The 18,319-nt window shown below is 29.1% G+C and carries 20 protein-coding genes; 19 read left to right on the top strand and 1 reads right to left on the bottom strand.

All coding sequences use genetic code 11. The features are described 5' to 3' along the window. Positions 1-64 precede the first annotated feature (64 nt). The 7 genes from ispE to rho all read left to right on the top strand — a co-directional run bounded on the left by ispE (position 65) and on the right by rho (position 6,923). Positions 65-910, top strand: a complete 846-nt coding sequence (gene ispE / locus I2E98_RS02445; RefSeq protein ID WP_195467376.1) for a 4-(cytidine 5'-diphospho)-2-C-methyl-D-erythritol kinase — start codon at positions 65-67, stop codon at positions 908-910. Positions 911-980: 70 nt separating this feature from the next. Beyond that, the gene (spoIIR, locus tag I2E98_RS02440) at positions 981-1,661 is read left to right on the top strand and encodes a stage II sporulation protein R (protein WP_195467375.1); all 681 of its coding nucleotides are present in this window, start codon (positions 981-983) and stop codon (positions 1,659-1,661) included. Between the two features lie 13 nt (positions 1,662-1,674). Continuing rightward, positions 1,675-2,664: a tRNA 4-thiouridine(8) synthase ThiI gene (locus I2E98_RS02435; RefSeq protein ID WP_195467374.1), complete on the top strand. Its 990-nt coding sequence runs from the start codon at positions 1,675-1,677 to the stop codon at positions 2,662-2,664. A 9-nt stretch (positions 2,665-2,673) separates the two neighbouring features. Then, on the top strand, positions 2,674-3,090 hold the full coding sequence (locus I2E98_RS02430) for a DUF1934 domain-containing protein (protein ID WP_195467373.1): 417 nt from the start codon (positions 2,674-2,676) through the stop codon (positions 3,088-3,090). Between the two features lie 100 nt (positions 3,091-3,190). Continuing rightward, a complete protein-coding gene (locus tag I2E98_RS02425; protein WP_195467372.1) occupies positions 3,191-3,493 on the top strand; it encodes a ribose-5-phosphate isomerase in 303 nt (100 codons plus the stop codon). Positions 3,494-3,645: 152 nt separating this feature from the next. Beyond that, positions 3,646-5,247 carry a CTP synthase gene (locus I2E98_RS02420; RefSeq protein WP_195467371.1) on the top strand — a complete coding sequence of 534 codons (1,602 nt, stop codon included), beginning with the start codon at positions 3,646-3,648 and terminating at the stop codon, positions 5,245-5,247. 245 nt (positions 5,248-5,492) lie between these two features. Further along, positions 5,493-6,923: a transcription termination factor Rho gene (gene rho / locus I2E98_RS02415; RefSeq protein ID WP_195467370.1), complete on the top strand. Its 1,431-nt coding sequence runs from the start codon at positions 5,493-5,495 to the stop codon at positions 6,921-6,923. Positions 6,924-7,095: 172 nt separating this feature from the next. On the opposite strand, the gene rpmE is transcribed toward rho, so the two are convergent. Next, positions 7,096-7,302, bottom strand: a complete 207-nt coding sequence (gene rpmE / locus I2E98_RS02410; RefSeq protein WP_005212373.1) for a 50S ribosomal protein L31 — start codon at positions 7,300-7,302, stop codon at positions 7,096-7,098. A gap of 168 nt (positions 7,303-7,470) precedes the next feature. Between rpmE and I2E98_RS02405 the strand changes: the two genes are divergently transcribed. The 12 genes from I2E98_RS02405 to atpE all read left to right on the top strand — a co-directional run bounded on the left by I2E98_RS02405 (position 7,471) and on the right by atpE (position 18,305). Further along, entirely contained in the window at positions 7,471-8,058 is a 588-nt protein-coding gene (locus I2E98_RS02405) for a thymidine kinase (protein WP_195467369.1), read from the top strand. A gap of 17 nt (positions 8,059-8,075) precedes the next feature. Beyond that, positions 8,076-9,830, top strand: a complete 1,755-nt coding sequence (prmC, locus tag I2E98_RS02400; RefSeq protein ID WP_195467368.1) for a peptide chain release factor N(5)-glutamine methyltransferase — start codon at positions 8,076-8,078, stop codon at positions 9,828-9,830. A gap of 146 nt (positions 9,831-9,976) precedes the next feature. After that, positions 9,977-11,062 carry a peptide chain release factor 1 gene (prfA, locus tag I2E98_RS02395; RefSeq protein ID WP_195467367.1) on the top strand — a complete coding sequence of 362 codons (1,086 nt, stop codon included), beginning with the start codon at positions 9,977-9,979 and terminating at the stop codon, positions 11,060-11,062. A 54-nt stretch (positions 11,063-11,116) separates the two neighbouring features. Next, on the top strand, positions 11,117-11,704 hold the full coding sequence (locus I2E98_RS02390; RefSeq protein ID WP_195467366.1) for a hypothetical protein: 588 nt from the start codon (positions 11,117-11,119) through the stop codon (positions 11,702-11,704). Between the two features lie 19 nt (positions 11,705-11,723). Beyond that, the gene (locus I2E98_RS02385) at positions 11,724-12,773 is read left to right on the top strand and encodes an L-threonylcarbamoyladenylate synthase (protein WP_195467365.1); all 1,050 of its coding nucleotides are present in this window, start codon (positions 11,724-11,726) and stop codon (positions 12,771-12,773) included. A gap of 97 nt (positions 12,774-12,870) precedes the next feature. Further along, on the top strand, positions 12,871-13,320 hold the full coding sequence (rpiB, locus tag I2E98_RS02380; protein ID WP_195467364.1) for a ribose 5-phosphate isomerase B: 450 nt from the start codon (positions 12,871-12,873) through the stop codon (positions 13,318-13,320). Positions 13,321-13,348: 28 nt separating this feature from the next. Then, a complete protein-coding gene (gene upp / locus I2E98_RS02375; protein WP_195467363.1) occupies positions 13,349-13,978 on the top strand; it encodes a uracil phosphoribosyltransferase in 630 nt (209 codons plus the stop codon). Positions 13,979-14,390: 412 nt separating this feature from the next. Beyond that, positions 14,391-14,888 (top strand): dCMP deaminase family protein, encoded by a 498-nt coding sequence (locus tag I2E98_RS02370; protein WP_195467362.1) that lies wholly within the window; start codon positions 14,391-14,393, stop codon positions 14,886-14,888. 264 nt (positions 14,889-15,152) lie between these two features. Next, positions 15,153-16,334 (top strand): acetyl-CoA C-acetyltransferase, encoded by a 1,182-nt coding sequence (locus I2E98_RS02365; RefSeq protein ID WP_195467361.1) that lies wholly within the window; start codon positions 15,153-15,155, stop codon positions 16,332-16,334. Between the two features lie 664 nt (positions 16,335-16,998). After that, positions 16,999-17,370 carry an ATP synthase subunit I gene (locus tag I2E98_RS02360; RefSeq protein ID WP_195467360.1) on the top strand — a complete coding sequence of 124 codons (372 nt, stop codon included), beginning with the start codon at positions 16,999-17,001 and terminating at the stop codon, positions 17,368-17,370. Further along, positions 17,371-18,054 carry a F0F1 ATP synthase subunit A gene (locus tag I2E98_RS02355; RefSeq protein ID WP_195467359.1) on the top strand — a complete coding sequence of 228 codons (684 nt, stop codon included), beginning with the start codon at positions 17,371-17,373 and terminating at the stop codon, positions 18,052-18,054. Positions 18,055-18,071: 17 nt separating this feature from the next. Then, a complete protein-coding gene (atpE, locus tag I2E98_RS02350; protein WP_195467358.1) occupies positions 18,072-18,305 on the top strand; it encodes an ATP synthase F0 subunit C in 234 nt (77 codons plus the stop codon). Positions 18,306-18,319: the final 14 nt, after the last annotated feature.

Here is an 18,319-nt window from a genome sequence, read left to right as displayed (position 1 = left end):
TCAGGGTTTATACTCTGAACTTTAATTTAGAAGTATGCACTTTCCATTGAAAGGATTTGAATATATGAAAATAAAGGCCTATGCAAAAATTAATATTTCTTTAGATATAGTAGGAAAAAGAGAAAGTGATGGATATCATTTATTAAAAATGATAATGCAAAATATAGATTTGTATGATGAAATATCCGTAGAAAAACAAAAAGAAGGTATAACAATAAGTTGTAATAAAAATTATGTTCCTACAGATTCGAGAAACTTAGCCTATAAAGCAGCAAGTTTATTTAAAGAAACATATAATATTGAAGACGGAGTTCATATTGATATTGTAAAAAATATTCCGGTATCAGCAGGTTTAGCTGGAGGAAGTACAGATGCAGCTGCTGTTTTAAAACTTATGAATAAGATTTTTGAAGTGAATGTATCTGATGAAGAGTTAATGGATATTGGATTAAAACTAGGGGCAGATATTCCATATTGCATTAATGGCGGAACAGCTCTTTGCGAAGGAATTGGAGAAAAGATAACAACTTTACAACCTTTTAAGGATAAAATATTAGTTTTAGTAAAGCCTAGTTTTGGAGTTTCAACTAAAGAAGTATATAAATCTTTTAATTTAGATAGAGTTAGGGTACATCCTAAAACTGAGAATTTAATAGAAGCCATGGAAAATGATAATTTGTATTATGTAGCAAATAATATGAAAAATTTATTAGAAAATGTGACTTTAAGAAAGCATAATATATTAATCAAAATAAAAGAGGATATGAATAGATATGGTGCGGTTGGGAGCATGATGAGTGGAAGCGGACCAAGTGTATTCGCGTTTTTTGATGATATGTTAAAAGCTCAAAGATGTTATGAAAAGATGAAAGAAAATTACAGAGAAGTATTTTTAACTAGAACTATTTAAAAAAATTTAAATATAAATGAATAAACCCCTTTATAATGTCAATACTTAAAACTAGAAAGGGGTTATGTTTATGAAAAAGTATATTTATTTTATAGTACCTATAGTTCTAGTAGTTTTGATTTTAAATGGATGCCAAATTTTTGGAAATAATACTAAGGAAAGTAGTTTGGAATTAACAGAGTTAAATTATGATGATATTAAGGACAAGCTTATAAGATTCCATGTTATAGCAAACAGCGATACATATGAAGATCAAAATCTTAAGCTAAAAGTTAGAGATAAAGTAGTTGAAGCATTAAGTGAAAAATTAAGCAATGTAAATTCAGTAGAAGAAGCAGAAAATATATTAGAAGAAAATATTGATTATGTTAATGAAATTGCAAAAGAGGTTATTGAAGAAAATAATTATACTTATAAAGTAACTACAATGTTGTCTTATGAGAATTTTCCTGATAAGGTATATGGAGATTGTGTTTTTCCACAAGGAAATTATGAAGCCTTTAGGGTTATAATAGGAGAAGGAAAGGGACAAAATTGGTGGTGTGTTATGTTTCCATCACTATGCTTTGTTGATGAAAGTAAAAATTCAGTAGATTCTAGTAATTTAAAAGATGAAATTGAAGATATAGAACCTAAAGACGATAATACAACAAATGAAGATAAAGAAAAAAATAATGAGTCAAGTAATGTTAATAGCGGAATTAAATTTAAATTTAAGATACTAGAAGCTATAGAGAACATTTTTGATTAACAGGAGGAAAAGTATGGCAAAGGCATTAGCTATGATTTCAGGAGGGCTAGATAGTATTTTAGCAGCAAAATTAATAAAGGAGCAAGGTATAGAAGTATTAGGAATTTGCTTTAGATCATATTTCTTTAGTGAAGAAAGTGCGATAAAAATGACGAAGCAAATAGGCATACCACTATTAGTAGTGGATTTTTCACCAGAGCATTTAGAATTGGTTAAAAACCCTAAACATGGTAGAGGAAAAAATATGAATCCATGTATAGATTGTCATGCTATGATGATGAATTATGCAGGAAAGCTACTAGAAGAGCATAATGCAGATTTTATTATTACAGGTGAAGTATTAAATCAACGTCCTATGTCTCAAAATAGACAAGCTTTAAATATTGTAAAGAAGGAATCGGGATTTGCTAATAAAATTTTAAGACCGTTATGTGCAAAAAATATGGAGCCTACAGAAATGGAGTTAAGTGGGTTAGTTGATAGAGAAAAGTTATTGAATATTAGTGGAAGAAGTAGAAAACCACAAATGGAGTTAGCTGCAAAATGGGGAATAACTGAATATCCATCACCAGCAGGTGGATGTAAGTTAACAGAACCAAATTATGCACTAAGATTAAAGGATCTTTTAACTTTTAAAGAAGAAGTGGAAGAAGATGAATTAAGACTTTTAAGATATGGAAGACATTTTAGAACAGAGGATAATAATAAGATAATAGTTGCAAGAACTCAAGAAGAGGGAGAGGCAATTAAATCACTTATACATAAGGAATATTATTCTTTCCATACAACTGATTTTTCAGGAGCACTTGTATTATTAGAAGGAAATGGAACTGAAAATGACATACATTTAGCTGCTAGAATGGCTGCTAGATATAGCAAAGGAAGAGAAGAATCTGAGTTAAAAGTTAAATATGGTATATATGGACAAAAGTTAGAAAATATTATAGTTGTAGAACCTATAAGTGATAAAGAGCTAGAAAAATATATGATTTCTATAAAATAGGGGGATAAAATGGAAAAGAGAGCGATTATATCTGTAAAGAGTTCATCAAATTTAGATCCTAATGAAGTAATTGAAGTAGTGACTCCAGGAAAGTTTATAATTGATGAAGATGGATTTAAGGCAATATATGAAGAGTCAGAAATATCAGGAATGGATGGAACAACTACTACTTTAAATATACAAGATAATATAATGGTATTAGAAAGAGTTGGATCAACTACTACAAATATGGAGTTTAAAGAAGGGGCTATGGCTGTTTCTTTATATAATACACCATATGGAGTATTAGATTTAAATGTCGATACTGAAAAATTAAATATAAATATTAATGAAAATGGTGGAGAGATTTACTCTAAGTATACTTTAGGACTTGATGGTCAAGAAGGAATAGTTACTGAGTTAAATATTAAAATTAAAGTAAATTAAATTTTAGACTTCTATGAAATTAATTATTCATAGAAGTCTTTTTTATGAATAAAAAAAATTACGAAGGAAATAATTAAAGAAAAGCACAGTGAAAAGAGGAGTGGGTAATATAAATAAGTATGAAGTTATAATGTTAATTTTATGTAGTTATTATGGTATGAGTTATGAAGAGTTTAAAAAGAGACTAAAAAAGAAAGATAATTTATATTTGACACTTTTACTTATGAAAAAATTTAAATGCTTAAATTCAGAGATTATTCAAGAGAACTTGGGAATTTTAAACAATAGAATGTTGTGCTATAGAATGAAAAAAGCGGAAGAAAAGATACTAATAAATAAAAGATTTAGAGATGAATATTTTGAATTAGAAGATAAAATAAAAGAAAATTTAAAAAAAGCATAAAAAACACTAGCTTAATTTCAACTAATGTGGTAGTATAATATCTATGATTATTTATCTCTTGGCAATAAGAGAGGTAATTTAAATTATACTATTATAAAAATCAATAGTCAATAGAAAATTTAAATTAATTTTAAAATACATGGGGGTTAAGCATGAGTACTAAATATGTTTTTGTAACAGGTGGAGTAGTATCAGGATTAGGAAAAGGAATAACAGCAGCTTCATTAGGAAGATTGTTAAAGAATAGAGGATTAAAAGTATCTATACAAAAGTTTGATCCATACTTAAATGTGGATCCAGGAACAATGAGTCCATATCAACATGGTGAGGTTTTTGTAACTGATGATGGAGCAGAAACAGATTTAGATTTAGGTCATTATGAGAGATTTATAGATGAAAATTTAACTAAAAATAGCAATATTACTTCAGGTAAAGTGTATTGGTCAGTTATATCTAAAGAGAGAAGAGGAGAATATCTTGGAGGAACTGTACAAGTTATACCTCATATCACAAATGCTATAAAAGAAAGAGTTTATAGAGTAGCTAAAGAGACAGATGTTGATGTTGTAATAACTGAAATAGGTGGAACTGTTGGTGATATTGAATCATTACCATTTCTTGAAGCTATAAGACAAATAAAATATGATGTTGGTAGAGAAAATGTATGCTTTATACATGTTACACTAGTACCTTTCTTAGGAAAATCAGGTGAATTAAAAACTAAGCCAACACAACATTCTGTTAAAGAGTTAAGAAGTATTGGTATTCAACCAGACATTATAGTCTGTAGATCTGAAAAAGAAATATCAGATGATTTAAAATCTAAAATAGGACTATTCTGTAATATAGAAGGTAAGTGCGTAATACAAAATTTAGATGCTGATCATTTATATGAAGTTCCACTAATGCTTCATAAAGAAGGTTTAGATAGATTAGTAGTTGAAAAATTAGAATTAGGTTGTAGAGATATTGATAATACAGAATGGATTGACATGGTTTCTAGATTAAAGAATTTAGAAGGAAGCGTTAAGATTGCGTTAGTAGGAAAGTATGTAGAGTTACATGATGCTTACTTATCTGTAGTAGAAGCATTAAGTCATGGTGGATTAGCTAATGGAACAAATGTAGAAATTAAATGGATAAATGCAATGGATGTAACAGCAGAGAATTCTAATAAGTTATTAGGAGATGTTGATGGAATCTTAGTACCAGGTGGATTCGGAGATAGAGGAGTAGAAGGTAAGATTGAAGCTATTAAATATGCAAGAGAAAATAAGATACCTTTCTTAGGAATATGTTTAGGAATGCAAACTGCAGTAATTGAATTTGCGAGAAATGTATTAGGGTATGAAGATGCTAATAGTTCTGAAATTAATCCTGAAACATCATATCCTGTAATAGACCTTATGCCAGAACAAAAGGATATTGAAGATTTAGGTGGAACAATGAGATTAGGATTATATCCATGTAAATTAGATAAAACATCAAAAGTTTATGAATGTTATTCAGATTCATTAGTTTATGAGAGACATAGACATAGATATGAGTTTAATAATGAATATAGAAAACAAATAATTGAGGCTGGAATGAAAATTACAGGTACGAGTCCAGATGGAAGATTAGTTGAGATTGTGGAAATTGAAGATCATCCATGGTTTGTAGCTGCACAATTCCATCCAGAATTAAAATCAAGACCAAATAATCCACATCCATTATTTAAATCATTTGTAAAGGCAGCAATAGGAGAAAAATAAGAAAAGTGAAGACGTAAGTCTTCACTTTTTTTCAAGGATTATAAAATTATTAAAAGTGGATAAGCTTATAATGTAACTTTCTATTGAATTTTAAAGCTTATTAGTTCATAATTATATATAAATTTAAATATACAATATTAATATATATTTTATTTTAATAAGAATGTAGTTCATTTCAAATATATCAAACCTGAGGTTTAGTCTATTATTATCCCAAATTAAACAGAACTATTGGAGGTGTCAGTTTGACCAGAGAGACATATGCTGAGATGACTTTAGTCGATTTAAAAAATAAGGCTAAAGAGCTTGGAATAAAAAACATAAGTAAATTGAAGAAAAATGAAATAATTGATGAATTAATAAAGGTTACACCTAATGCTATAGAAAAAAATGGGGTGATTTTAACAGAAAAAATAGCTCCTAAAGTAAAGGAACAGGAAAATACTAATAACACTTTTTCAAATAATCATGAAAATAGAGAAAGCTATTCTATGACAGATGAAGAAAAAGAGGAGAAGAAAGAAAGATTAAAAGTTATGATAAATGAATCTGGTTCTTCTAAGGGAGTATTAGAAGTTCAAGAAAATAATAACTTTGGATTCTTGAGATGTAATAATTACTTAACTGGGGAAAATGATATATATGTATCACCATCACAAATAAGAAGATTTAACTTAAGAACTGGTGATGAGGTTCAAGGAAAAGTAAGAGAAGCTAAAGATGGTGAAAAATTTAAGGCTTTATTATTTGTTGAAAAAGTAAATGGTGATAATCCAGAGAAGGCCATAGGAAGAAAGAATTTTGAAACATTAACACCTATATATCCTAACGAGAGATTACATTTAGAAACTGATAATGAGAAAGATTTATCTTCTAGATTAATGGATATTATTTGTCCAATAGGAAAAGGGCAAAGGGGAGTTATTGTTGCTCCACCAAAGGCTGGTAAAACTACTTTGTTAAAAAAGGTTGCTCAAAATATTAGCAAAAATCATCCTGATATTAAACTTATAGTTTTATTAATAGATGAAAGACCAGAAGAAGTTACTGATATGAAAAGGTCTATAAATGGAGAGGTTATTTATTCAACATTTGATGAAGAGCCACAAAACCATGCTAAAGTAGCTCAAATGGTATTAGAGAGAGCTAAAAGAATGGTAGAGCAAGGAAAAGACGTTGTTATATTATTAGACAGTATAACTAGGTTATCTAGAGCATATAATTTAACAATAACTCCAACAGGTAGAACTTTATCAGGGGGATTAGATCCAGGTGCATTAATAATGCCAAAAAAATTCTTTGGAGCAGCAAGAAATATAGAAGAAGGCGGAAGTTTAACTATTTTAGCAACTGCCTTAGTTGAAACTGGCTCAAGAATGGATGATATGATATTTGAAGAATTTAAGGGAACTGGTAACATGGAAGTTCACTTAGATAGAAGACTTCAAGAGAGAAGAATATTCCCAGCAATTGATATTTATAAATCTGGAACTAGAAAAGAGGATTTATTGTTATCAGATGAAGAGAAGGAAGTAGCATTTGCTATTAGAAAAATTATGTATAGAGATGGCAATATTGAAAATGTTACAGAAAATCTAATAAGTATGTTATCTAAAACAAAGAACAATAAAGAATTTATTCAAGTTTTTCCAAAAAATGATACATTTAAAAAATAGCTAATAATATATAAAAGAGGCTTATTTTCATATAGATAAACGCAAATTCTATAATTAGTAAATTTGTATGTTTAGTATCTATTAAATAAAAAAGCCTCTTTTTTATTAATTTTTTTATTAAAAGAAAAAATGAGAAAGAATATAATTCTTTCTCATAAATTCCAATTTAATTCTATTTGTTAAGACCGAACTTCTTATTGAACTTGTCAACTCTACCGCCGATATCAACGATTTTTTGCTTACCAGTGAAGAATGGGTGGCATTTAGCACATATATCAACTTTTAATTCTTCTTTAACTGAACCAGTTGTGAAAGTGTTTCCACATGCGCACTTAACCACAGCATCGTGATGGTATTCTGGATGTATGCCTTGTTTCATTTGATTCACCTCTTTCAAAAATACATTCATTGAATTTAATTCAATGACCTAATGAATTATAACATAAGCGATAAATGCAGTCAATATAACGAGGAAATAAAAACATCTTTTTAAGTATATATTAAAATGCTATAATCGAAATAGACAAGAATGAGAAGGAGAGACGTTATGAGTAAATTATATTTTAGATATGGTGCTATGAATTCAGGGAAATCTACAAATCTTATGCAGGTTGCCCATAATTATGAAGAGCGTGGAATGAAGGTGGTGTTAATTAAACCCTCAACTGATAAAAAAGGTGGAGATAAACTAGTATCTAGATTAGGTGTTGAGCGTAAGGTTGATTTATTAATTAACGATGATCAGAATGTATATGAAGAGGTTAAGAAGTGGGAAGATGATAAATATAAAATAGATTGTATATTAGTAGATGAAGTTCAATTTTTAAAGTCACATCAAATAGATGAACTTTTTGAAGTTGCTGTTTGTTTAGATATACCAGTTATTTGTTATGGACTTAGAACTGACTTTAAAATGCAAGGATTTGAAGGAAGTACAAGATTATTATTATTAGCACATAGCATAGAAGAGTTAAAGACTATATGTAAGTGTGGAAGAAAAGCTGTTTTAAATGGTAGAAAAATAAATGGAAAATTTGTTTTTGAGGGTAAGCAAGTTGCTATAGACAATGTAGACAATGTTGAATATGAATCTTTATGCGGACATTGTTATTTTAAATTTAAAAATGAAAAATAAAATGAAAGAGTGATAATATGAGAAAATGTGATGTTGGGGGTCAAGCTATAATTGAAGGAGTTATGATGCGTGGTTCTAAAGGATTAGCAACTGCGGTAAGAACTCCAAGTGGAAAAATAGAAGTTAAAGTAAAAAAAACAAAGCCAATAACAAAAAGATATAGAATTTTAAATATTCCTATAATTAGAGGAGCAGCTATATTAATAGATTCATTAATAGTTGGTATTAATACGCTAAATTATTCAGCAAGTTTTTTTGAAGAAGATGAAGAAGAATCAAAATTTGATATTTGGCTTAAAAACAAATTAGGAGATAAAGGTGCTAATGATTTGCTTGTCACAATAACTATGATGATATCTCTTATAGTTGCAGCCGGATTGTTTTTAGGTATACCTACTGCAGTAGCATCAATATTTAAAAATATAGGATTACATCCTGTAGTATTAAATTTAATTGAATCAGCTATAAGAATAGCTATCTTAGTAACTTATATGTATTTAATAAGTAAGTTAGATGATATATACAGGGTATTTCAATATCATGGCGCAGAACATAAAACTATATTTTGTTATGAGGCTGAAGAAAAACTAACGGTTGAAAATGTAAGAAAGTTTGGAAGATTACATCCTAGATGTGGAACTAATTTTCTATTTTTAACTATGATAGTTAGCATTATTTTGTTTACTTTAACAGGCTGGGGTGGATTTTGGCAAAGACTTGTATTGAGAATAGTACTTATGCCTATAGTTGCTGGAATTACGTATGAATTAATAAAATGGCTTGGAAGGACTGAAAGTAAATTGGGAAAAATTATTGCATATCCAGGTTTAAAATTACAAGAGCTTACTACTAAGGAGCCTAATGATGAACAATTAGAGGTTGCTATAAAATCTTTAATGGCAGCAGAGGGAATTGAATATAAGAAGACAATTGGGGAATTATTAATAGATGGAAATAAAATATTAAAAGAAGCTGATATAGAAACATATATATTAGATACTCAATTGTTATTAGGAAAAGTTCTTGGAAAAGATAAACTTTATTTAATTACTAACAAAGAAGAAGAAGTTAGTAAATTTAAAGAGAGAGAATTCTACAGATTAATAAATAAAAGAAAAGATAAGATGCCTATTAAGTATATATTAAAAAGTACTGAATTTATGGGATTAGATTTTCAAGTTGAAGAAGGTGTACTTATTCCAAGAGGAGACACTGAAATATTAGTAGAAGAAACTCTAAAAATTATTGATAATGATAGAGAATACGATGTTTGTGATTTATGTTGTGGAAGTGGTGCAATAGGTATATCTATTGCTTATTTAAGAGAAAATACTAAAGTAGATTTAATTGATTACTATGATGTTCCAGAAAAGGTAACTAAAAGAAATATAACAAAGCACAATTTAAATTCTAGAGCAACATTTATAAAAAGTGATTTGCTAGAAGAGGCTATAAATCAACAAAAGAAATATGACATATTAGTTTCTAATCCACCATATATAAAGGAAGAAGTTATAGAGACATTAATGGATGATGTTAAAAAGTATGAACCTCATACAGCTTTAAGCGGTGGAGAAGATGGATTATATTTCTATAAGAAGATAGTTGATGATAGTGATAAAATTTTAAAAGCAAATGGAACATTAGCCTTTGAAATAGGTCATGATCAAAGTAAAGAGGTTAGTGATTTAATGCTTGAAAAGGGATATAAAAATGTAAGAGTAATTAAGGACTTAGCAGGTCATGATAGAGTAGTTATTGGTGAACTTTAGATTAGTTATGAGTTAGTAGTTAGGAGTTTCATCCTAAACTACTAACTAAAAACTACTAACCATTATAAGTTTGTTTAAACTTGATAAAATAATGATTATTATGTTATAATGTTTAAATATGAAAAAATACAGTACGGAGTGATACTATGTTATTAGATAAATTAGCATTTACGGAAAATAAATACGAAGAACTATCAGTTAAAATATCAGATCCTTCAATAATGGCTAACCAAAAAGAGTGGAGAAAGCTATGTAAGGAACATGCTGACTTAGAAATAATAGTAACAGCATATAGAGAATATAAAAAGGTAGTTGAAGACTTAGAAGCTAACAAAGAAATGTTAGAAGAAGAAACAGATAAAGAAATGAAGGAAATGTTATCTGAAGAAATTTCAAGTCTTAAAGAACAAGAAGAAGAATTAGAAAAGAAGATTCAAATTTTATTATTACCAAAAGATCCTAACGATGATAAAAACGTATTTGTTGAAATCAGAGGTGGAGCTGGAGGAGATGAAGCAGCACTATTTGCAGCAAATCTTTTCAGAATGTATACAAGATATGCGGAATCTCAAAGATGGTCAGTTGAAATGATGAGTTCAAATGAAAATGACCTTGGTGGATTTAAAGAAGTTGTATTCATGATTAAGGGTAACGGAGCTTATTCAAAGCTTAAGTACGAGAGTGGTGTACATAGAGTACAAAGAGTACCAGATACAGAAAGCTCAGGTAGAATACATACTTCTACAGCTACAGTTGCAGTTTTACCAGAAGTTGATGATGTTGAAATAGAAATCAATGATAAAGATTTAAGAATCGATGTTTATAGATCTTCAGGTAATGGAGGACAATGCGTTAATACAACAGATTCAGCTGTTAGAATAACACATATACCAACAGGTACAGTTGTTGCATGCCAAGATGAAAAATCACAACTTAAAAATAAAGAAAAGGCTATGAGAGTATTAAGAGCTAGACTTTATGAAGTTGCAGAAGCGGAAAGACTTGCAGGAATTGCAGAAGATAGAAAGAGCCAAGTTGGTACAGGGGATAGAAGTGAAAGAATAAGAACTTATAATTATCCTCAAGGAAGAATTACTGATCACAGAATCGGATTAACACTATATAAACTAGATAGTTTTATGAATGGAGATATTGAAGAAGTTATAAATGCGTTAATTACTGCAGACCAAGCAGAAAAGATGCAAGCAATGGGTAATACTGATTCAATATAGTAAGTTTAAAAGCCTTGCATTATTTAATGTAAGGCTTTTAAAATAGGTGATAATATGAAGATTGAAAAAGCATTAAAGAAACAAAAAAAATATAATAAATTATTTATTGTTTTTATGTTTTTTTTAGCAATATTACTTCCAATTATAACTTATTTAGCATACGTTAACAGTTTTGCTATAGTAGCATTCCTAGTATTAATAGAGCTTCTTATTTCTATTGCAATTATAAGAAAGATTAATAGTTGTACATTAAAATTTGATTGTATTAATAATAAATTAAAGTTTAGCACTGGATTATTTTCGAATTATGCATATATTCAATGTGATAGGGTAGAAATTGTGCATACTAATAAAAGTAATGAAAACATGGAAATTATAATTGTTACAAAAGGAAAAATTAAAAATCAAAAAATGAAGCCAATAAATAAAGAATTTATAAAAAAATATGAAGAAGCAGCGGTAGAGTATAGACGTTTGAAAAGAATAAATAAAGGTATAGTTTGTTATTTTAAGGTTATTAGGAATGGTGAATTAAAAAAATATATTTTGCTAGATAATATATATAGAAATTGTGTTAATGCTACATATACGACATCAGCTATAGATAATATAAAAATAGCGAGAGGTCAAAAAGAAATTTAGAGAAAGAAGGTAATTCCTTATGGAAACTAAGGTTGCCATAATTAAAGATATTAAAAAAGACATTAGATTTATAGAGGAAGCTGCACAAGTTATAAGGAATGGCGGGACAGTAGCTTTTCCTACAGAAACAGTATATGGATTAGGTGCAAATGCGCTAAATGAAGATTCTGTAAAAAAAATATTTATTGCTAAGGGAAGACCACAAGATAATCCATTAATAGTTCATGTTAGTTCTAAAGATGTATCTGATTTAGTAAAAGAAGTTCCTCCTATAGCTCAAGAATTAATTAATAGATTTTGGCCAGGTCCATTAACTATAATTTTAGAAAAAAAGGATATTATACCCAATGTTACAAGTGCAAATCTAGAGACTATTGGTATAAGAATGCCTAATTCTGAAATAGCGCTTAAGCTTATAGAACTTTCAGAAAGGCCAATTGCTGCACCATCAGCTAATATATCAGGGAGACCAAGCCCAACTGAAGTAGAAAGATGTGTAGAAGATCTAAATGGTAGAGTAGATTATATAATTGGTGGAGAAAGTAGTGATATTGGAGTTGAATCTACAATTATTGATTGTACAGTTAATCCTCCAATGATATTAAGACCCGGTGGGATAACTTTAGAAATGCTTAAAGAAATAGATTCTAATATTGATATAGATAAAGCATTGAAATCAAAACCAAGGGCTGATTTAAAACCTAAAGCACCAGGAATGAAGTATAGGCATTATGCCCCAAAAGCACATTTAAAAATAATTAGGGGTAAAAATGAAAAAACTATTGAAATTATTAAAGAAATGTTAGAGAATTATATAGAAAAAAATAATGATGTAGCTATACTGACTACAGATGAAAACTTAAATAAATTTGATAAAGGTAGTGTGATATCTTTAGGTAGCGAGAAAGATTTAAGTCAAATTGCCAAACATCTTTTTGAAGCTTTAAGAAAATGTGATGACATAGGTGTACAATATATTTTATGTCAGGGATTTGAAGAAAAAGGTGTTGGAGTCGCAATAATGAATAGATTAAGTAAGGCTGCTGGATATGATATTATAGATGTGTAAATAAGGAGGATGGGGGAACCTATTCTTCTTTTTTTATAAATATAAAAATACGATAACATAATTATCGTATATTAAATAATAGAAAGGTTGGTTTTTTATGAAGATTGCGTTAGGTTGTGACCATGGTGGATTAAATTTAAAAGAGGAAATAGCTAAATATCTAAAAAATCAAAATATTGAATTTAAAGATTTTGGTACATATACTGAAGAATCATGCGATTATGCTGATATAGCATTACCAGTTGCAGAGGCTGTAGTAGCTAAAGAATTTGATTTTGGTATATTAATTTGTGGTACAGGAATAGGAATAGGAATTGCTGCAAATAAGGTTCCAGGAATAAGGGCAGCACTTTGTTCAGATACATTTAGTGCACATGCAACTAGAGAACATAATGATGCAAATATATTAACTATGGGAGAAAGAGTTGTTGGAAAAGGATTAGCAATAGATATAGTTAAAGCATTCTTAGGCGCTGAGTTTGAAGGCGATAGACACGCAAGAAGAATTAATAAAATCACTGAAATTGAAAAAAAATATTCTAAATAATAAATAGTAACTTAGGAGTAATAAGAAAATGAGTAAAGTAACAGAAATGAAGCACCCTTTAATATCACATAAATTAGCATACATAAGAAGTAAGGATACTGGATCAAAATATTTTAGAGAATTAGTGGAAGAAGTATCTATGTTAATGGCATATGAAGTAACTAGAGATTTAGAAACTGAAGAAGTTGAGATAGAAACACCAATATGTAAAACAAAGTGCCAAATGTTAGCTGGTAAGAAAATGGCTATAGTTCCAATATTAAGAGCTGGACTTGGAATGGTTGATGGAATATTAAACTTAATTCCGGCAGCAAAAGTTGGACATATAGGATTATATAGAGATGAAGAAACTCTTCAACCAGTAGAATATTTCTGTAAACTACCACAAGATATAGCTGAAAGAGATGTAATTGTAGTTGATCCAATGTTAGCTACAGGTGGATCAGCAGCTGATGCCATAACTTTATTAAAGAAAAGAGGAGCTAAGAAAATAAGATTAATGTGCTTAATTTCTTCTCCAGAAGGAATTAAATTAGTTCAAGAGCAACATCCAGATGTTAACATATATGTTGCTTCTATAGATGAAAAATTAAATGAAAAAGGATATATTGTGCCAGGTCTTGGAGATGCTGGAGATAGACTTTTTGGGACTAAATAATAAAAAGCGAAGACTTCAGTCTTCGCTTTTTAACTAAATTGCGAACTAAAGCGTTAATGCCGTGATGCCGAAAATTAATGATATAACCTCCAGTAAGTCATATAATTTCGCTAAGAATTTATATTATTATTTCCATAAAATTAGCTAAAGCTTCGAAGCTCTTAACCGTCGCCTCAGCTTCTTAACGCTAATTTTATTCCAATAATAATTAAATTCTAAAGCTTATTATATAATAATTCCTTCCGGTAATATCATTAATTTTTCTCTATCACTGGCTTTAAAGCCTAGATCTACAATTTTATGCATACTCCCTTAAAAGTTAATGACTTCTGCTATATTTAATATAAGAAACAATTAACATAATAGTAGGTTAAAATTTAAGTTAATAAAAATGAATAGGAGGATAGATAATATGGGTAAAAGAGAAGGATATTTATCATGGGATGATTATTTTATGTCCGTAGCACTATTATCAGGCAAGAGAAGTAAGGATCCTAGTACACAAGTTGGAGCTTGTATAGTAAATAAAAATAATATAATTGAAAGTATAGGATATAATGGTTTACCTAAGGGTTGTTCAGATGATGAATTTCCATGGGATAAGGAAGGAGAAACTTTAAAAACAAAATATCCATTTGTAGTTCATGCTGAATTAAATGCAATTTTAAATTCTAAGGGAAAAGATTTATCAGGGTGTAGAATATATGTTGCACTTTTCCCTTGCAATGAGTGTGCAAAAGCAATAATACAATCAGGAATAAGTGAAGTTATATATTTAAGCGATAAATATGCAAATACAGATTCAGTAAAGGCATCAAAGCTTATGCTTAAATGTGCAGGCGTGAAGTTAACTCAATTAGAAGCAACACATGAGAAAATAGAATTATCATTTGATGTTAATGATATTTAGTATTTAAGATTTTTATAAAATAGTACTAGTATTTTATTTGAATTATCCAGGGGTAAATTTCCTTAAGATACATATACATTCAAAATAACATTAAAAATGATAGAAGGTAAAAAGTACAAAAAAATATAATAAAAGGTAAAATATTTTCAAAATTAGTTGATATTGGAAAAAGTGGAGTGGTATAATAATAGTGTTAATTGTTTAACAATTTAAACAATTAACACTATTATGATTTTATGGGGATAGTAATGGGAGGAAGTTTTTATGAGAGAAGTAGTAATAGTTAGTGCAGTAAGAACTGCAATTGGGTCATTTGGTGGATCATTAAAAGATGTTCCAGCAGCAGAGTTAGGGTCAATAGTAATTAAAGAAGCTGTAAATAGAGCGGGAATTAAACCAGAATTAGTAGAAGAAGTGGTTATGGGAAATGTTATTCAAGCAGGACAAGGACAAAACGTGGCTAGACAAGCTGCTGTAAAAGCTGGATTACCAGTAGAGGTGCCTGCAATGACAATAAATAAAGTTTGTGGATCAGGTTTAAGATGTGTTGCATTAGCAGCTCAAATGATTAAAGCGGGTGATTGTGATGTAGTAGTTGCTGGAGGCATGGAAAATATGTCAGCAGCACCATATGCTATGCCTGGAGCTAGATGGGGTCAAAGAATGGGCGATGGAAAAATGGTTGACACTATGATTAAAGATGCTTTATGGGATGCATTTAATGATTATCATATGGGAGTTACAGCTGAAAACATAGCTAAAGAGTGGGGATTAACAAGAGAAATGCAAGATGAATTTGCGTTAAATTCTCAATTAAAGGCTGAAAAGGCAATTAAAGAAGGGAAATTTGTAGATGAAATAGTACCAGTAGTTATTCCACAAAAAAAAGGCGAACCAAAGGTATTTGTACAAGATGAATTCCCAAGATTCGGTTCTACTATAGAAAAGATGTCTAAATTAAGACCATCATTCATTAAAGATGGAACTGTAACGGCTGCTAATGCATCAGGGATTAACGATGGGGCTGCAGCATTTGTAGTTATGAGTGCTGAAAAAGCTCAAGAATTAGGGGTAAAACCAATGGCTAAGATAGTTTCTTATGGAAGTAAGGGATTAGAGCCTTCTATTATGGGATATGGGCCATTCCATGCAACAAAGAAAGCATTAGAAGTAGCTGGATTAACTGTTGAGGATATGGATTTAATTGAAGCAAATGAAGCATTTGCTGCTCAAAGTTTAGCAGTAGCTAAAGATTTAAATTTTGATATGGAAAAAGTTAATGTAAATGGTGGTGCTATTGCACTTGGACATCCAGTAGGAGCTTCAGGAGCTAGAATATTAGTTACATTACTTCACGAAATGGAAAAGAGAGATGCTAAAAAAGGATTAGCTACTTTATGTATAGGTGGAGGAATGGGAACTGCATTAGTAGTTGAAAGAGTTTAGTTTTTATTAATTAGTAAAATAACAAAAGTGAGAGAGAAAGGGAGCTTTTTAGAGGCTCCTTTTATAATTTAACCAATTATAAATAAATTTTATGGTGATTATTTGAATAAACAATAATAAATTTGAAAAAAATAATGAATAAATTGGATTTTAATTATTCAAAATCAATAAAAAGTTTATACATTATAGTGTAATAAGAGTTTTAAAATGATAAAAAAAAACTAAAAAATCTAAAAAATAATAATATTATTAAGAAAAAATAACACAATAAAATTATGAAACGTTATCACTAAAAAACACTAAAAAACAAAAATATTAAGAAAATTTAAATAAATGCAAGAAATAATAGTAAATTGCAAAAAAAAATTAAAATGCGCAAAAATAAGATTTTAGCTGAGTATTTACGAATTAATATATAATAATCAGCGATTTTAACGATAAATTGTAAAAAATAACTAAAAATGAGGTTTTTATTAATTTCAAAGTAGGTATATAATCCTACTGACAATAGGGATAAGAAAGTACTGATAAATTAATAGTATTCCTAGATAAGAGCTATTTTATACATAATAGATACATATCAAACTAGAAAGATAGTTAGTTTTTATATAGGAATAAGGTAAAATCACTATGTCCCAAATAAGTTATTTACTAGGAGAAGAAAATGACTAAAGACTTAAATATAATAGTCAAATCTGTAGCAAAAAATGATTTAATAAGTGGGATTATTTTATTTTTAATATTAGTATTATTAGGGCAATATAAGATTGGAGCCATATTATTAGTTGGAGCAATAGTTTCAATGATAAACTTTGTTGTTTCAGCCATAGTTACTAATAAATTTTTAAATAAACCTCAAAAAAATAAAGCAATTTTATTTCCCGTGAGTTATTTAATAAGAATAGTAAGTATAGTTGCTATAGCGGTAGTTTTTTCTAACAAGATAAGTTATTTATTAGCTTTTCTAATAGGATTTTTTATACATTATATAATACTAGTAATAACTACTATAAAAGTGCAGAAGGGAAGTGAATAGATGGAATCATCAAAAGCTATATTTTCTTTTTACTTAGGTAAAATAGCAATTGATATAAAGCCAGAAGCAATAGTTGAATTAGTAATTGTTTTATTAATTTTAGCACTGGCATGGTGGTCTACACGAAATATGCAGATAAGACCAACTAAAAAACAAACTATTGTTGAATGGATTTATAATATGCTAAACAATGCCGTAGTAAGTAATGTTGGAGAAAGTTTTATAAGTATAGTTCCTTTTGTAGGAGCCTTAGGCATATTTGTCCTAGTAATGAATTTTACAGGATTAGTGGGAATATCCCCTCCAACAAAAAACTTTAGCGTTACATTAACATTAGCTTTAATATCATTTGTAATGGTACAAGGATATGCTATTAAAAAGAATGGCATTGGAGGATATTTTAAAGGATATTTAGAGCCAGTATCTTTTATATTGCCTATTACAATATTAGAGAGGGTAATGCTTCCAATATCATTGTCATTAAGACTTTTTGGTAATATGTTAGCAGCTACTTTTATAATTGAACTTGTTTATGAGAGCTTAGAGAAAGTAGCATGGTTTGCACAACTTGTTATACCTATTCCATTACATTTATATTTCGATATATTTGATGGCGGTATTCAAGCAGTAATTTTTGTAATGTTAACAATGATAAATATTAAAATAGTATCTGAACATAATTAAGAGGAGGAATTTAAAAAATGAGTGAAATAGGAATGAGAGCATTAGGAGCAGGTATTGCGGTATTAGTAGGGTTAGGAGCAGGTATTGGTATAGGAAATGCTACAGGAAAGGCTGTTGAAGGTGTTGCAAGAAATCCAGAAGCAACAGGAAAAATTACTACAACATTAGTTATAGGTTCTGCTTTTGCTGAAGCAACTGCTATCTATGGATTACTAGTATCAATCTTATTAATATTTGTTGGAGTAGCATAATATTTTAATGACTC

Source organism: Clostridium sp. D43t1_170807_H7 (genome assembly GCF_015555905.1).
GTDB lineage: Bacteria > Bacillota > Clostridia > Clostridiales > Clostridiaceae > Clostridium.
Note: the sequence above shows the minus strand (reverse complement) of the source record. Positions and strands in the feature narration are given on the sequence as shown.